Annotated in this window: 17 protein-coding genes; all 17 read left to right on the top strand. The window is 61.3% G+C overall.

Going from position 1 to position 15,471, the window contains the following annotated elements; all coding sequences use genetic code 11:
* Window positions 1–247 precede the first annotated feature (247 nt).
* The 17 genes from PYR71_RS21205 to PYR71_RS21125 all read left to right on the top strand — a co-directional run bounded on the left by PYR71_RS21205 (window position 248) and on the right by PYR71_RS21125 (window position 15,456).
* Window positions 248–613, top strand: a complete 366-nt coding sequence (locus PYR71_RS21205; protein ID WP_010055493.1) for an NADH-quinone oxidoreductase subunit A — start codon at window positions 248–250, stop codon at window positions 611–613.
* Window positions 604–1,188: a NuoB/complex I 20 kDa subunit family protein gene (locus tag PYR71_RS21200; protein ID WP_008521904.1), complete on the top strand. Its 585-nt coding sequence runs from the start codon at window positions 604–606 to the stop codon at window positions 1,186–1,188. Before PYR71_RS21205 ends, PYR71_RS21200 begins: the two co-directional genes overlap by 10 nt.
* Before the next feature lie 18 nt (window positions 1,189–1,206).
* Complete coding sequence (locus PYR71_RS21195) at window positions 1,207–1,809, top strand: NADH-quinone oxidoreductase subunit C (RefSeq protein ID WP_183914853.1); 603 nt, start codon at window positions 1,207–1,209, stop codon at window positions 1,807–1,809.
* 46 nt (window positions 1,810–1,855) lie between these two features.
* Window positions 1,856–2,242, top strand: coding sequence for a four helix bundle protein (locus tag PYR71_RS21190; RefSeq protein ID WP_275620722.1), 387 nt, complete (start codon window positions 1,856–1,858; stop codon window positions 2,240–2,242).
* Window positions 2,243–2,301: 59 nt separating this feature from the next.
* On the top strand, window positions 2,302–3,492 hold the full coding sequence (locus PYR71_RS21185; protein WP_183914848.1) for an NADH-quinone oxidoreductase subunit D: 1,191 nt from the start codon (window positions 2,302–2,304) through the stop codon (window positions 3,490–3,492).
* Window positions 3,492–3,764 (top strand): hypothetical protein, encoded by a 273-nt coding sequence (locus PYR71_RS21180; RefSeq protein ID WP_183914846.1) that lies wholly within the window; start codon window positions 3,492–3,494, stop codon window positions 3,762–3,764. The genes PYR71_RS21185 and PYR71_RS21180 overlap by 1 nt, the downstream gene beginning before the upstream one ends.
* A gap of 16 nt (window positions 3,765–3,780) precedes the next feature.
* Complete coding sequence (locus PYR71_RS21175; protein WP_275620721.1) at window positions 3,781–4,938, top strand: NADH-quinone oxidoreductase subunit E; 1,158 nt, start codon at window positions 3,781–3,783, stop codon at window positions 4,936–4,938.
* A gap of 10 nt (window positions 4,939–4,948) precedes the next feature.
* Entirely contained in the window at window positions 4,949–6,253 is a 1,305-nt protein-coding gene (gene nuoF, locus PYR71_RS21170) for an NADH-quinone oxidoreductase subunit NuoF (protein WP_275620720.1), read from the top strand.
* A gap of 2 nt (window positions 6,254–6,255) precedes the next feature.
* Window positions 6,256–6,957, top strand: a complete 702-nt coding sequence (locus tag PYR71_RS21165) for a 5' DNA nuclease (RefSeq protein WP_275620719.1) — start codon at window positions 6,256–6,258, stop codon at window positions 6,955–6,957.
* 31 nt (window positions 6,958–6,988) lie between these two features.
* Window positions 6,989–7,201 carry a hypothetical protein gene (locus PYR71_RS21160; RefSeq protein ID WP_275620718.1) on the top strand — a complete coding sequence of 71 codons (213 nt, stop codon included), beginning with the start codon at window positions 6,989–6,991 and terminating at the stop codon, window positions 7,199–7,201.
* Entirely contained in the window at window positions 7,182–9,263 is a 2,082-nt protein-coding gene (gene nuoG / locus PYR71_RS21155) for an NADH-quinone oxidoreductase subunit NuoG (RefSeq protein WP_275620717.1), read from the top strand. Before PYR71_RS21160 ends, nuoG begins: the two co-directional genes overlap by 20 nt.
* Window positions 9,264–9,275: 12 nt before the next feature.
* Window positions 9,276–10,319 (top strand): NADH-quinone oxidoreductase subunit NuoH, encoded by a 1,044-nt coding sequence (gene nuoH, locus PYR71_RS21150; protein WP_020921009.1) that lies wholly within the window; start codon window positions 9,276–9,278, stop codon window positions 10,317–10,319.
* Between the two features lie 40 nt (window positions 10,320–10,359).
* Window positions 10,360–10,851: an NADH-quinone oxidoreductase subunit NuoI gene (gene nuoI / locus PYR71_RS21145; protein WP_003573902.1), complete on the top strand. Its 492-nt coding sequence runs from the start codon at window positions 10,360–10,362 to the stop codon at window positions 10,849–10,851.
* Window positions 10,852–10,990: 139 nt separating this feature from the next.
* Window positions 10,991–11,605, top strand: a complete 615-nt coding sequence (locus tag PYR71_RS21140) for an NADH-quinone oxidoreductase subunit J (RefSeq protein ID WP_037118533.1) — start codon at window positions 10,991–10,993, stop codon at window positions 11,603–11,605.
* A 23-nt stretch (window positions 11,606–11,628) separates the two neighbouring features.
* Window positions 11,629–11,937 carry an NADH-quinone oxidoreductase subunit NuoK gene (nuoK, locus tag PYR71_RS21135; RefSeq protein WP_012483438.1) on the top strand — a complete coding sequence of 103 codons (309 nt, stop codon included), beginning with the start codon at window positions 11,629–11,631 and terminating at the stop codon, window positions 11,935–11,937.
* Between the two features lie 7 nt (window positions 11,938–11,944).
* Complete coding sequence (nuoL, locus tag PYR71_RS21130; RefSeq protein WP_183914832.1) at window positions 11,945–13,945, top strand: NADH-quinone oxidoreductase subunit L; 2,001 nt, start codon at window positions 11,945–11,947, stop codon at window positions 13,943–13,945.
* Window positions 13,945–15,456 (top strand): NADH-quinone oxidoreductase subunit M, encoded by a 1,512-nt coding sequence (locus PYR71_RS21125; RefSeq protein WP_275620716.1) that lies wholly within the window; start codon window positions 13,945–13,947, stop codon window positions 15,454–15,456. Before nuoL ends, PYR71_RS21125 begins: the two co-directional genes overlap by 1 nt.
* Window positions 15,457–15,471: the final 15 nt, after the last annotated feature.

Here is a 15,471-nt window from a genome sequence, read left to right as displayed (position 1 = left end):
TTCTCTTCCGAAAGCCATGCAGTTTCCAGGGGTCAGGCATGCAGCTTGAATCAGCTTCTGCGGATTTGTCGCGACATCGTTGCATCTGCTTGATAATGTCCGCGCGCGACGCGTCGAATTGCCTCTGTAAAAGTCTTGCGCCGGGGCTTCGGCTGCGCTAACCACGGCTTGTTGCAACGCACGTTCGCTTGCCGGGCAATTGCCCAAATGCGCCGCCTGGCGCCTCCGGCAAGCAAGGATGAACATGATGACTGAACTGCTCAGTTCCTATATTCCGATCGCTATCTTCATCGCTATCGCGCTTGTCATCGGCCTGGCGCTGCTCATTGCGCCGTTCGCCGTGGCTTTCAAAGCGCCCGATTCGGAGAAGCTCTCGGCTTACGAATGCGGCTTCAACGCTTTCGATGATGCCCGCATGAAGTTCGACATCCGCTTCTATCTCGTGTCGATCCTCTTCATAATCTTCGACCTCGAAGTCGCGTTCCTCTTCCCCTGGGCCGTTTCTTTCGGCGCCATCGGCTGGTTCGGCTTCTGGTCCATGATGGTCTTCCTCCTCGTGCTGACCATCGGCTTTATCTATGAATGGAAAAAGGGAGCCCTGGAATGGGAGTGACCCCTGTGAGCAATCAGCCGCTCGTTGCCCAGCAGCCGAAGGGGATCATCGATCCCTCGACCGGCAAGCCGATCGGCAGCAATGACGCCTTCTTCGGCGAGATCAACAACGAGCTCGCCGACAAGGGTTTCCTCGTCACCTCGACTGACGAGCTGATCAACTGGGCCCGCACCGGCTCGCTGATGTGGATGACCTTCGGCCTTGCCTGCTGCGCTGTCGAAATGATGCAGTTGTCGATGCCGCGCTATGACGTCGAGCGCTTCGGTTTTGCGCCGCGCGCCTCGCCGCGCCAGTCCGACGTCATGATAGTCGCCGGCACGCTGACCAACAAGATGGCGCCCGCTCTGCGCAAAGTCTACGACCAGATGCCCGAGCCGCGCTATGTCATCTCGATGGGCTCCTGCGCCAATGGCGGCGGCTACTACCACTATTCCTATTCCGTTGTGCGCGGCTGCGACCGTGTCGTGCCGATCGATATCTACGTGCCGGGCTGTCCCCCCACGGCAGAAGCGCTGCTCTACGGCGTGCTTCTGCTGCAGAAGAAGATCCGGCGCACCGGCACGATCGAACGCTAAGGGTTAAGGACAAGGCATATGAGTGAAGCCCTGACTGAGCTTGCGTCCTACCTTGGCGAAGCGCGCGGCAACCTGATCGCCGCGTCGCAGCTGAAGTATGGCGAGCTGACGCTGACGACGACGGGTGAAAACCTGATCGCGCTTTTGACCTTCCTGCGTGACGACGCCAAATGCGGTTTCGTCAACCTGATCGATATTTGCGGTGTCGACTGGCCGCAGCGCGAGCTGCGCTTCGATGTCGTCTATCACCTGCTGTCGCCGAAGAAAAATGTGCGCATCCGCATCAAGGTCGCGACCGATGAAGATACGCCGGTTCCCTCCGCCTGCGCCGTCTATCCGGGCGCCGATTGGTTCGAACGCGAGACCTGGGACATGTACGGTGTCCTGTTCACCGGCCATCCGGACCTGCGCCGCATCCTGACCGACTACGGTTTCGAGGGTCACCCGCTACGCAAGGACTTCCCGACCACCGGATTCGTCGAGGTCCGCTATGACGACGCTGCAAAGCGCGTCGTCTACGAGCCGGTAGAACTGAAGCAGGAATTCCGCAACTTCGACTTCATGTCGCCCTGGGAAGGCACCGAATACGTGCTGCCGGGGGACGAGAAGGCGAAGCAGTAGTCTTAGGCATTAGGCAGAAGCCAGCAGGCAGTAGTGATAAGGGAGAATGGCAACGGCGATTAATTCCTATCAGGATCTTACGGTGTGGCAGCGCTCAATGGATCTTGCGGTTGAATGTTACGGCCTGACCAAAGAATTTCCGAAAGAGGAAATTTATGGCCTCACCTCCCAGGTAAGACGTTCAGCGGCGTCCATCGCGGCAAACATAGCGGAAGGTTACGGACGCGAGGCAACGGGTGCGTATGTGCACCATTTGAAAATTGCCCAAGGGTCCCTGAAGGAGTTGGAAACGCATCTGATACTTTCGCCGCGAGTAGGAATGACCACGGTGTCGCAGACCCAGTTGGCGCATTCCTTGATCACCGAGGTAGCAAAGATGCTGCGGTCGCTCATTCGCCGCCTGCAGGATGGACAGAACGAACGTGAGAACTGAAAACGACACTATTGCCTATTGCCCACTGGCTAATGCCTGCAATAGCGGAGCGCTTGCAAATGACCGAACATAACGTCCGCAACTTCAACATCAATTTCGGACCGCAGCATCCGGCGGCGCATGGCGTTCTTCGTCTTGTCCTGGAGCTTGACGGCGAAATTGTGGAGCGGGTCGATCCACATATCGGCCTCTTGCACCGCGGCACTGAGAAGCTGATCGAGACCAAGACCTATCTTCAGGCCGTGCCCTATTTCGATCGTCTCGATTACGTCGCGCCGATGAACCAGGAGCATGCCTATGCGCTGGCCGTCGAAAGGCTGCTTGGCATCGAGATCCCGATCCGCGGCCAGCTAATCCGCGTGCTCTATTCGGAAATCGGCCGCATCCTGTCGCATCTCCTGAACGTCACGACGCAGGCCATGGACGTCGGCGCGCTGACGCCGCCGCTCTGGGGCTTCGAAGAGCGTGAAAAGCTGATGGTGTTCTACGAGCGCGCCTCGGGTTCGCGCATGCACGCCGCCTATTTCCGTCCGGGTGGCGTCCATCAGGATCTACCGGAAAAGCTGGTGCAGGATATCGGCGACTGGTGCGATCCCTTCCTGAAGGCGCTCGACGACATCGACAACCTGTTGACCGGCAACCGCATCTTCAAGCAGCGCAACGTCGATATCGGTGTCGTCTCGCTGGAAGATTGCTGGGCCTGGGGCTTCTCCGGCGTCATGGTGCGCGGTTCGGGTGCGGCCTGGGATCTGCGTCGCGCCCAGCCTTACGAATGTTATTCCGATCTCGAATTCGACATCCCGATCGGCAAGAACGGCGACAATTATGACCGTTACCTGATCCGCATGATCGAGATGCGCGAATCTGTCCGCATCATGAAGCAGTGCGTCAACCGCCTGCTGTCGGATGCCAAGACCGGTCCTTTCTCGTCGATCGATGGCAAGGTCGTGCCGCCGAAGCGCGGGGAGATGAAGCGCTCGATGGAAGCGCTGATCCACCACTTCAAGCTTTATACCGAAGGCTATCACGTGCCGGCCGGAGAAGTGTATGCCGCCGTCGAAGCGCCGAAGGGCGAGTTCGGCGTCTATCTCGTCTCCGACGGCTCCAACAAGCCCTATCGCTGCAAAATCCGCGCGCCGGGCTATGCGCATCTGCAGGCGATGGACTTCATGTGCCGCGGCCACCAGCTTGCCGACATCGCAGCGGTGCTCGGTTCGCTCGACATCGTCTTCGGCGAGGTGGACCGCTGATGCAGCGTCTGCCGCTTGCCGTCGCTCTCCTTCTTGCGGCATCCGGGGCTTCGGCTCAGGAGGCCGACACCCTCGGGACGCCGTTGGGCCATAAGGAAGTGACACCGCCGGCGGCGCAAGCCTCCATGGGCGAGCTTTTGTCCAAGGGCTATCAGATCAAGGCTGCCATCCCGAATGGCAGCAAATTCGTCGTATTTATGCAGAAAGACCAGTCGGCCTATGCCTGCGAAATGCAGTCTTTGACCGCTTCGCGGTGTGGAACCCTAAACTGATAAGGCGTGAGGAAGAATGTCCGTTCGTCGATTAGCCGAAGATCAATTTCAGCCTGCCGCATTCGCTTTCAGCGATGAAAATGCGGTCTGGGCGGACAAGACGATCCAGAAATACCCCGCCGGCCGCCAGCAGTCGGCGGTCATTCCGCTGTTGATGCGGGCGCAGGAGCAGGACGGCTGGGTCACGCGCGCGGCGATCGAAAAGATCGCCGACATGCTCGACATGGCCTATATCAGAGTGCTCGAAGTCGCGACCTTCTATACGCAGTTCCAACTGCATCCCGTCGGCACGCGCGCCCATGTCCAGGTCTGCGGCACCACGCCCTGCATGCTGCGCGGCTCGGAAGCGCTGATGTCGGTCTGCAAAAGCAAGATCCATGCCCATCCCTTCGAGCGCAATGCCGAAGGCACGCTGTCGTGGGAAGAGGTCGAATGTCTTGGCGCCTGCGTCAACGCCCCGATGGTGATGATCGGCAAGGACACCTATGAGGATCTGACGCCCGCCCGGCTCGAAGAGATCATCGATACCTTTGCCGCCGGCAATGGCGCGAGCATCAAGCCGGGTACCCAGATCGACCGCATATTCTCCGCACCAGAAGGCGGCCTGACCTCGCTGACGACGGAAGAGCCGAAGGCAAGGACACGCGCCAAGAAGGCCGATGCCGAAAGCGTATCGGCTCCGGTCGACGCCGCTCCGGTCCCGCCGTCGGAAGCCGCCCGCCCGAAGAGCACCGATGCCGAGACCAATGCGGCGCTGAAGACGCCGGCAACGGCGCCGAAGGCGGCGGCCAAGAACGCCAAGGCAGCCGAAGAACAGCCGGTTTCCGGCACGGCGGCTGCCGAGCCGGCCCCGGCCGTCAAGGCCGAAGCCCCGGCGGCAAAGCCCAGCCTGACCGACAAGAACCGTCCCGCCGGCGTCGAAAAGCCCGCCGCCCCGGATGATCTGAAGATGATCTCCGGCGTCGGCCCGAAGATCGAGGCGACGCTGAACGAAATCGGCATCTTCACCTTCGCGCAGGTCGCGAGCTGGAAGAAGGCCGAACGCGAATGGGTCGACGGCTACCTGAACTTCCGCGGCCGCATCGAGCGCGACGACTGGGTCAAGCAGGCCAAGGCGCTCGCCAAGGGCGGCGAAGCGGAATATATCAAGGTCTTCGGCAAGAAGCCGCGGTAAGAGGTGAAGCATGTTACAAGATAAAGACCGCATCTTTACCAACATCTACGGCCTCAAGGACAAGTCCCTGAAGGGCGCGATGAGCCGCGGCCACTGGGATAGCACCAAGCAGATCCTCGAAAAGGGCCGTGACTGGATCATCAACGAGATGAAGGCATCCGGTCTTCGCGGCCGCGGCGGCGCCGGCTTCCCGACAGGCCTGAAATGGTCCTTCATGCCGAAGGAAAGCGACGGCCGCCCGCATTACCTCGTCGTCAACGCCGACGAATCCGAGCCTGGCACCTGCAAGGACCGCGATATCATGCGCCACGATCCGCATACGCTGATCGAAGGCTGCGTCGTCGCGAGCTTCGCCATGGGCGCCAATGCGGCCTACATCTATGTGCGCGGCGAATATATCCGCGAGCGCGAAGCGCTGCAGGCGGCAATCGACGAATGCTATGACTATGGCCTGCTCGGCAAGAACAACAAGCTCGGCTGGGACATGGACATCTTCGTCCACCACGGGGCCGGCGCCTATATCTGCGGCGAGGAAACCGCGCTGCTCGAAAGCCTCGAAGGCAAGAAGGGCCAGCCGCGCCTGAAGCCGCCATTCCCGGCCAATATGGGCCTCTATGGTTGCCCGACGACGGTTAATAACGTCGAATCGATCGCCGTTGCTCCGACGATCCTGCGCCGCGGTGCCGGTTGGTTCTCTTCCATCGGCCGTCCGAACAATGTCGGCACCAAGCTGTTCATGCTCTCCGGCCACGTCAACAAGCCGTGCACGGTCGAAGAGGAAATGGGCATCACCTTCCGCGAACTGGTCGACCGCCACGCCGGCGGCATCCGCGGCGGCTGGGATAATCTGCTCGCCGTCATTCCCGGCGGCGCATCCTGCCCGATCGTGCCTGCCAAGGACATCATCGACTGCCCGATGGATTTCGACGGCCTTCGTGCCGTCGGTTCCTCCTTCGGCACGGCCGCCGCGATCGTCATGGACAAGTCCACCGACGTCATCAAGGCGATCGCCCGCATCTCCGCCTTCTTCAAGCACGAGAGCTGCGGCCAGTGCACGCCCTGCCGCGAAGGCACGGGCTGGATGTGGCGGGTGATGGAACGCATGGCCAAGGGCAATGCCCAGAAGCGCGAAATCGACATGCTGTTCCAGGTGACCAAGCAGATCGAAGGCCATACCATTTGCGCGCTCGGCGACGCCGCCGCATGGCCTGTGCAGGGTCTGATCCGTAACTTCCGCCCCGAGATTGAAAAGCGCATCGACCAGTATACGGCAAGCGCGCTTGACCACGGCGCGGTTCTGGAGGCGGCTGAATAATCATGACGGACAAGGCATCGAAAAGTGGGAAGAAGGAAGAGACTGCCGATATCGCGGCCGGCTTCGGCCGTCTTGCCGCCGAGATGCTGGAAAACGCACAGGCGATGCCTGTGCATCCACTGATGGCGCATCCGGCCGCTGCCTTTGCCGCCGCAACGGCGATCGGCTTCGGTTTCTCGACGCAAATGGCGAGCGCCTTTTTCGGGGCCTTCCAGAGCGCGCTGGAAACGACCGGCAAGCTTGCCGCCGCCCTCGACGACACGCCGCCGGACGAGCCGATGCCCGATGTCGACATCCGGCCGGAAAATATCCGTCCGGCCGTCAAGGTGTTCACCAAGTCCTTTGCGGAGAAGCCTGCGGCCGAGAAAAAGGCCGGGCCGAGACTGACGGTGGTCAAGCCCGCAAGCGCGCCGATCCAGGCAAGCGAGCCGGCGCCGACAAGCCAGCCAAAGCCGGTCGTGAAGGCAAAACCGGTCGCGCGGGCTGCAAAAGCCGACGATCTCAAGCTGATCGCCGGCATCGGCCCGAAGCTGGAGCAGGTGCTGAATGCCAGGGGCATTCGCAGCTTTGCCGAGATTGCCGCCTGGACCGACGAGGACATCGCCCGGCTCGACGCTGAGCTTGGCTTCGACGGCCGCATCGCCCGCGACGACTGGATCGGCCAGGCGAAGGTTCTCGCCGGGCGGAGCCGCAGAAGGAAATAAACTGTCCGGCCGTCAAAAACCGGCCGGAAACATGGGCAGATCGGCGGACGGCGCGGGCCTCACGCTGCAGATGCCGGTGCGGGTTCCGGGTCTGGAACGCGCGACAGAAAATTTGGGCGACATCAGCTGCCGGCAGGACGAAAGATCCGGCTCGGCAATGAAAATGTTGCAAAAACGGGTTTGTTTGCCGTCATCCGGCAAACGGGAAACAGGACTGAGCGACGATGGCAAAACTGAAGATTGACGGCAACGAGATCGAAGTTCCGGATCATTTCACGCTATTGCAGGCGTGCGAGGATGCCGGTGCCGAGGTTCCGCGCTTCTGCTTCCATGAGCGCCTGTCGGTTGCCGGCAATTGCCGCATGTGCCTTGTCGAGGTGAAGGGCGGCCCGCCGAAGCCGCAGGCTTCCTGCGCCATGAGCGTTCGCGACATTCGCGGCGGCCCGAACGGTGAACTGCCCGAGGTCTTCACCAACACGCCGATGGTCAAAAAGGCCCGCGAAGGCGTGATGGAATTTCTGCTGATCAACCATCCGCTCGATTGCCCGATCTGCGACCAGGGCGGCGAATGCGACCTGCAGGACCAGGCGATGGCCTTCGGCATCGATACCTCGCGCTACCAGGAAGACAAGCGGGCCGTCGAAGACAAATATATCGGCCCGCTGGTCAAGACAGTGATGAACCGCTGCATCCATTGCACACGCTGCGTCCGCTTCACCACCGAGGTTGCCGGCATTTCCGAACTCGGCCTGATCGGCCGCGGCGAGGATGCCGAGATCACCACCTATCTCGAACAGGCGATGACCTCGGAACTGCAGGGCAATGTCGTCGACCTTTGCCCGGTCGGCGCGCTCACCTCCAAGCCCTTCGCCTTTACCGCGCGCCCCTGGGAACTGAACAAGACCGAATCGATCGACGTCATGGATGCTGTCGGCTCGGCGATCCGCGTCGATGCCCGCGGCCGCGAAGTTATGCGCATCCTGCCGCGCGTCAACGAGGCGATCAATGAGGAGTGGATCTCCGACAAGAGCCGCTTCATCTGGGACGGCCTGAAGACCCAGCGCCTCGACCGGCCCTATGTCCGCCGCGACGGCCGCCTGCAGCCGGCCAGCTGGGCCGAGGCTTTCGGCGCCATCAAGGCTGCCGTCGGCGCCACCTCGGGCGACAAGATAGGCGCGATCGCCGGCGATCTCGCTTCCGTCGAGGAAATGTATGCGCTTTCCGAACTGGTGAAGTCGCTCGGCTCCGCCAATCTCGACTGTCGCCAGGATGGGGCGGCACTCGATCCGGCGCTCGGCCGCGCCAGCTACCTCTTCAACCCGACCATCGCAGGCATCGACCAGGCCGATGCGCTGCTGATCATCGGCGCCAATCCGCGCTTCGAGGCGGCCATCCTCAACGCCCGCATCCGCAAGCGCTGGCGCCGCGGCAAGTTCCCGATCGGCGTCATCGGCGAGCCGGGCGAGCTGCGCTACAGCTATGACTATCTCGGCGCCGGTCCCGACACGCTGAAGGATCTGGTCGATGGCGGCCATGCCTTTGCCGACGTCCTGAAGAACGCTGCCAAGGCGATGATCATCATTGGCCAAGGCGCGCTGTCGCGCAGCGACGGCGCCGGCGTTCTCGCCAGTGCCGCCAAGCTCGCCGGTTCGGTCGGCGCGGTTGTCGAAGGCTGGAACGGCTTTGCCGTCCTTCATACCGCCGCCTCGCGCGTCGGCGGCCTCGACCTCGGCTTCGTGCCGGGTGCCAAGGGCGTCAATGCCGCCGAAATGCTGACGTCGATGGACGTGCTCTTCCTGCTCGGCGCCGACGAACTTGACTTCACCGCCAAGAAGGCGGGGCTGACTGTCTATATCGGCTCGCATGGCGATAACGGCGCGCATCATGCCGACGTCATCCTGCCGGCCGCAGCCTACACTGAAAAATCCGGCACCTGGGTCAACACCGAAGGCCGCGTCCAGATGGGCAGCCGCGCAGGCTTTGCACCGGGCGATGCCCGCGAGGACTGGGCAATTATCCGTGCCCTTTCCGACGTGCTCGGCAAGAAGCTTCCCTTCGATTCGCTGAGTGAACTGCGTGGCCGGCTCTATGCCGCTTTCCCGCATTTCGCCGCCATCGACGAGATCGCCGAAACCGATAGCGCCCAAATTGCCGCAGTTGCGAAAAAAGCCGGCAAGATGAACAAGTCAGGGTTTGCGTCGCCGGTCAAAGACTTCTATTTGACGAACCCGATTGCGCGTGCCTCGGCTGTCATGGCCGAGTGCTCGGCATTGGCCCGCAACAACTTCAAAGTCGCGGCAGAGTAAGGGCAGGGGACCATGGATTCTTTCTTTTCGACCTATGTCTTGCCGGCGATCATCATGATCGGGCAATCGCTGCTGCTTCTGGTCTGCCTGCTCGTCTTCATTGCTTACGTGCTGCTTGCCGACCGTAAGATCTGGGCGGCCGTGCAGCTGCGCCGCGGCCCGAACGTCGTCGGTCCCTTCGGCCTGTTCCAGTCCTTCGCCGACCTTCTGAAATTCGTCTTCAAGGAGCCGATCATTCCAGCCGGTGCCAACAAGGCGGTCTTCCTGCTTGCCCCGCTAGTGACGGTTCTTCTGGCGCTGTCCACCTGGGCGGTGGTGCCGCTCGCCGACGGATGGGTAATCGCCAACATCAATGTCGGCATCCTCTATATCTTCGCGATCTCTTCGCTCGAGGTTTACGGCATCATCATGGGCGGCTGGGCTTCGAACTCGAAGTATCCGTTCCTCGGTGCGCTGCGCTCGGCGGCGCAGATGGTGTCCTACGAAGTCTCGATCGGCTTCGTCATCGTCACCGTGCTGCTCTGCGTCGGTTCGCTGAACCTGACCGACATCGTCAATGCACAGCATACCGGCCTCGGCACCATGCTCGGTCTGCCTGCCTCGTTCCTCGACTGGCATTGGCTGTCGCTGTTCCCGATGTTCATCGTCTTCTTCATTTCGGCGCTCGCCGAGACCAACCGTCCGCCCTTCGACCTTCCGGAAGCCGAATCGGAACTGGTTGCCGGCTTCATGGTCGAATACGGCTCTTCGCCATACATGATGTTCATGCTCGGCGAATATGCGGCCGTCTGCCTGATGTGCGCGTTGACCACGATCCTCTTCCTCGGTGGCTGGCTGCCTCCGGTCGATATCTGGATCCTCAACTGGGTTCCCGGCATCATCTGGTTCACCCTCAAGGCATGCCTGGTGTTCTTCATGTTCGCGATGGTCAAGGCCTTCGTTCCGCGCTACCGCTACGACCAGCTCATGCGCCTCGGCTGGAAAGTTTTCCTGCCGCTGTCGCTCGCCATGGTCATCATCGTTGCATTCGTGCTGAAGCTGATGGGATGGGCTTGATGACGCCCGCTCTCGTTTCCGGCAAAATTGGAGGTTGAAGATGGGAAGCTTGTCCAGCTCCATCAACTCGCTGTTCCTCAAGGAATTCTTCGGCGCGTTCTTTCTGTCGATGCGCTATTTCTTCCGCCAGAAGGCGACGATCAACTATCCCTTCGAAAAGGGTCCGGTCTCCCCGCGTTTCCGCGGCGAACATGCGCTGCGCCGTTATCCGAACGGCGAAGAGCGCTGCATCGCCTGCAAGCTCTGCGAGGCGATCTGTCCTGCCCAGGCCATCACCATCGAGGCGGGTCCGCGCCGCAACGACGGCACGCGCCGCACCGTGCGCTACGACATCGACATGGTGAAGTGCATCTATTGCGGCTTCTGCCAGGAAGCCTGCCCTGTTGACGCGATCGTCGAGGGTCCGAATTTCGAATTTGCGACGGAAACCCGCGAAGAGCTCTATTTCGACAAGGCGCGCCTTCTCGATAACGGAGACCGGTGGGAGCGCGAAATCGCCCGCAATATCGCGATCGATTCGCCGTACCGCTGATTGGGTTTTGAAATGCCGCGATGGAGCTCTGCTGCTCCTCTAGCGGTCAATATGCACAGGAGCTTTGCCGGTCAGCCGCAATGCTCTATCGGGCAGAAAAACTCCCGGCTGCCCGGGGGAAGATGAAAAAGGCACCAACATGGGTCTGCAGGCTCTATTTTTCTATCTTTTCGCCTTTGTCGCGGTGGCGTCGGCGTTCATGGTCATCTGGGCGAAGAACCCGGTTCACTCGGTTCTGTTCCTGATCCTGGTGTTCTTCAACGCGGCCGGCCTCTTCCTGCTGCTCGGCGCCGAATTCCTGGCGATGATCCTGCTTGTCGTCTATGTCGGCGCCGTCGCCGTGCTCTTCCTCTTCGTGGTGATGATGCTCGATATCGACTTCACCGAGCTCAGGGCAGGGGTTCTCGAATATGCGCCGATCGGCGGGCTGATCGGGATCATTCTCGCAGCCGAGCTGATCGTCGTCATCGGCGGCAGCGTCATCTCGCCTGAGATCGCCAAGACTGTCGCCATGCCGATCCCGGCGCTGACGGAGCGCACTAATACGGCCGCCCTCGGCGACGTGCTCTACACCAATTATGTCTACTTCTTCCAGATCGCCGGCCTGGTGCTGCTGGTCGCCATGATCGGCGCCATCGTGCTGACGCTCCGGCACCGCACCAACATCAAGCGGCAGAATATCCCCAGGCAGGTTGCCCGCACGCCCGCCACCGCCGTCGAGGTGGTTTCGGTCAAGCCCGGGCAGGGCGTCTAAAGGCAGGTCAAGGAACAAAGAACATGGTCATCGGTCTTTCCCACTACCTGACGGTCAGCGCCATCCTCTTCACGCTCGGCGTCTTCGGCATCTTCCTGAACCGGAAGAACGTCATCGTCATCCTGATGTCGGTCGAACTGATCCTGCTTTCCGTCAACATCAACATGGTCGCCTTTTCCCACTTCCTGAACGACATCGTCGGACAGGTCTTTGCGCTGTTCATCCTGACGGTGGCGGCTGCCGAGGCGGCGATCGGTCTTGCAATTCTCGTTGTCTTCTACCGCAACCGCGGCTCGATCGCGGTCGAAGACGTCAATATGATGAAGGGCTGAGTGGCTCATGTTCCTCTATAAGGCTATCGTCTTTCTTCCCTTGATCGGTGCGATCGTCGCCGGCCTGTTCGGCCGCGCCATCGGCGCCAAGGCTTCGGAATATGTCACCAGCGGCCTGATGATCATCGCCGCCATCCTCTCCTGGTACGTCTTCTTCACCGTTGGCATGGGCCACGCCGAAGGCGGCCCGATCAAGGTCGAGGTGCTGCGCTGGATTCAGTCCGGCGGCATCGATGCCTCCTGGTCGCTGCGGGTGGATACGCTGACCTCGGTCATGCTGATCGTCGTCAACACGGTCTCGATGCTGGTGCACGTCTATTCGATCGGTTACATGCATACCGATCCGCATCGCCCGCGTTTCTTCGCCTATCTCTCGCTCTTCACCTTCGCCATGCTGATGCTGGTGACGGCCGACAACCTGGCGCAGATGTTCTTCGGCTGGGAAGGCGTCGGTCTTGCCTCCTATCTGCTGATCGGCTTCTGGTTCAAGAAGCCGTCGGCGACGGCCGCGGCGATGAAGGCCTTCATCGTCAACCGCGTCGGCGACTTCGGCTTCGTGCTCGGCATTGCCGGTGTCTTCGTGCTGTTCGGCGCGATCAATCTCGACACGATCTTCGCCAATGCCTCGAATTTCGCCCCGCATGAAGGCGGCGGCGAGGCGAGCGAAGTCATCCTCAACCTCTTCGGCATGCAGCTCGACAAGGCGCATGCGCTGACCGGCATCTGCCTGCTGCTCTTCATGGGCGCCATGGGCAAGTCGGCGCAGTTCCTGCTGCACACCTGGCTACCGGACGCCATGGAAGGCCCGACCCCGGTCTCGGCCCTCATCCACGCCGCCACCATGGTCACCGCCGGCGTCTTCCTTGTCGCCCGCATGTCGCCGCTTTTCGAACTGTCGCCGGATGCACTGACCGTCGTCACCGTGATCGGCGCGATCACCGCCTTCTTCGCGGCGACTGTCGGCCTCGTGCAGAACGACATCAAGCGCGTCATCGCCTATTCCACCTGCTCGCAGCTCGGCTACATGTTCGTGGCGCTCGGGGTAGGGGCCTATGGCGCGGCGATCTTCCATCTGTTCACGCATGCCTTCTTCAAGGCACTGCTCTTCCTCTGCGCCGGCTCGGTCATCCACGCCGTCGATGGCGAGCAGGACATGCGCTACATGGGCGGCCTGCGGCCGCACATCAAGGTGACCTTCTGGCTGATGATCATCGGCACCCTGGCGATCACCGGCGTCGGCATTCCCTTCACGCCGATCGGCTTTGCCGGCTTCTTCTCCAAGGATGTGATCATCGAGGCGACCTATGCTTCGCACTCGCCGGTCGCAGGCTTTGCCTTCTCGCTGCTGGTCATCGCCGCGCTCTTCACCAGCTTCTATTCCTGGCGCCTGATCTTCATGACCTTCTTCGGCAAGCCGCGCGCTTCGCACGAGGTCATGCACCACGTTCACGAATCGCCGCAGGTCATGCTGGTGCCGCTGTATCTGCTGGCGATCGGCGCGGTGCTGGCGGGTGTGCTCTTCGAAGGCCGGTTCTACGGCGAGGAGTATGCCGAGTTCTGGAAGGGTGCGCTTTTCACCGGCGCCGAGAACGAACTCGTCGAAGAGTTCCACCACGTGCCGGCGCTCGTGGCTCTGAGCCCCTTCATCGCCATGGTGCTCGGCTTTGTCACCGCCTGGTACATGTATATCCGCTCGCCGGAGACGCCGCGCGTCCTCGCCAAGCAGCACCGGGTTCTCTACCAGTTCCTCTTGAACAAGTGGTACTTCGACGAGCTCTACGATTTCCTCTTCGTCCGCACCGCCAGAGCGCTTGGCCGCTTCCTGTGGAAGAAGGGTGACGTTGGCGTCATCGACACCTACGGCCCGAACGGCGTGGCCGCCCGCGTCGTCGCCGTCACCGACCGCGTCGTCCGCCTGCAGACCGGTTACCTCTATCACTACGCCTTCGCCATGCTGATCGGCATTGCGGCGCTCGTTACCTGGATGATGCTCGGGAGTTCCTTCTGATGACCGATTGGCCTATTCTTTCAACGGTCACCTTCCTGCCGCTCGTCGGCGTGGTGCTCCTGCTGCTGATGAACGGCGAGAGCGAGAGCGGCCGCAAGAACGTGCTGTGGATCTCGCTGATCACCACCGTCTTCACCTTCCTCGTTTCCCTCGTCATCTGGGTCGGCTTCGACAACGCCAATCCGGGCTTCCAGATGCTCGAAAAGCACGACTGGCTCGGCACCGGCATCGGTTACCATGTCGGCGTCGACGGCATCTCGATGCTGTTCGTCATCCTGTCGACCTTCCTCATGCCCTTCTGCGTGCTGGCGAGCTGGCTCTCGATCGAGAAGCGCCTGAAGGAATACATGATCGCCTTCCTCATCCTGGAAACGATGATGGTCGGCGTCTTCGTCTCGCTCGATATCGTGCTGTTCTACGTCTTCTTCGAGGCGGGCCTCATTCCGATGTTCCTGATCATCGGCGTCTGGGGCGGCAAGGATCGCGTCTATGCGAGCTACAAGTTCTTCCTCTATACGTTGCTGGGCTCGGTGCTGATGCTGCTCGCCATCATGGCGATGTACTGGCAGGCCGGAACGACGGATATCACCGCGCTGCTCGCCTACAAGTTCCCGCCGGCGCTGCAGACCTGGCTATGGCTTGCCTTCTTCGCCTCCTTCGCGGTGAAGATGCCGATGTGGCCGGTCCATACCTGGCTTCCGGATGCCCACGTTCAGGCGCCGACGGCAGGCTCGGTGATCCTGGCCGGCGTCCTGCTGAAGCTCGGCGGCTACGGTCTCATCCGCTTCTCGCTCGGCATGTTCCCGGTGGCGTCCGATTATTTCGCGCCGCTTGTCTTCGCCATGTCCGTCATCGCCATCATCTACACCTCGCTGGTGGCGATGATGCAGGACGACATCAAGAAGCTGATCGCCTATTCCTCGGTGGCGCACATGGGCTACGTGACCATGGGCATCTTCGCCGCCAACACGCAGGGCGTTCAGGGTTCGATCTTCCAGATGCTGTCGCACGGGATCGTCTCGGGCGCGCTCTTCCTCTGCGTCGGCGTCGTCTACGACCGCACCCATACGCGCGAGATCAATGCCTATGGCGGTCTCGTCAACAACATGCCGAAATATGCCGTCGCCATGATGGTCTTCACCATGGCCAATGTCGGGCTTCCCGGCACCTCGGGCTTTGTCGGTGAGTTCCTGACGCTGATCGGCGTCTTCCGGGTCAATACCTGGGTCGCGCTCTTTGCCGCCACCGGCGTCATTCTCTCTGCCGCCTATGCGCTTTGGCTCTATCGCCGCGTGATCTTCGGCGCGCTGGAGAAGGAAAAGCTGAAGGCGCTGCTCGACCTTTCGCCCCGCGAACAGCTGATCCTCTACCCGCTGGTCGCACTGACCATCTTCTTCGGCGTTTACCCGGCTCCGGTCTTCGATGCCACGGCCGCCTCGGTGGATCTGCTGGTCAATAACTACACGGCCGCCGTGCACGCAGCGCAGAATGTTGCGCTGTCTATGAATTGATGACGGGACTTATCG

It is taken from the genome of Rhizobium mulingense, assembly GCF_029194105.1.
Lineage (GTDB): Bacteria > Pseudomonadota > Alphaproteobacteria > Rhizobiales > Rhizobiaceae > Rhizobium > Rhizobium mulingense.
The sequence above is the reverse complement of the archived record's forward strand: the minus strand, read 5'-3'. Positions and strand labels throughout refer to the sequence as shown.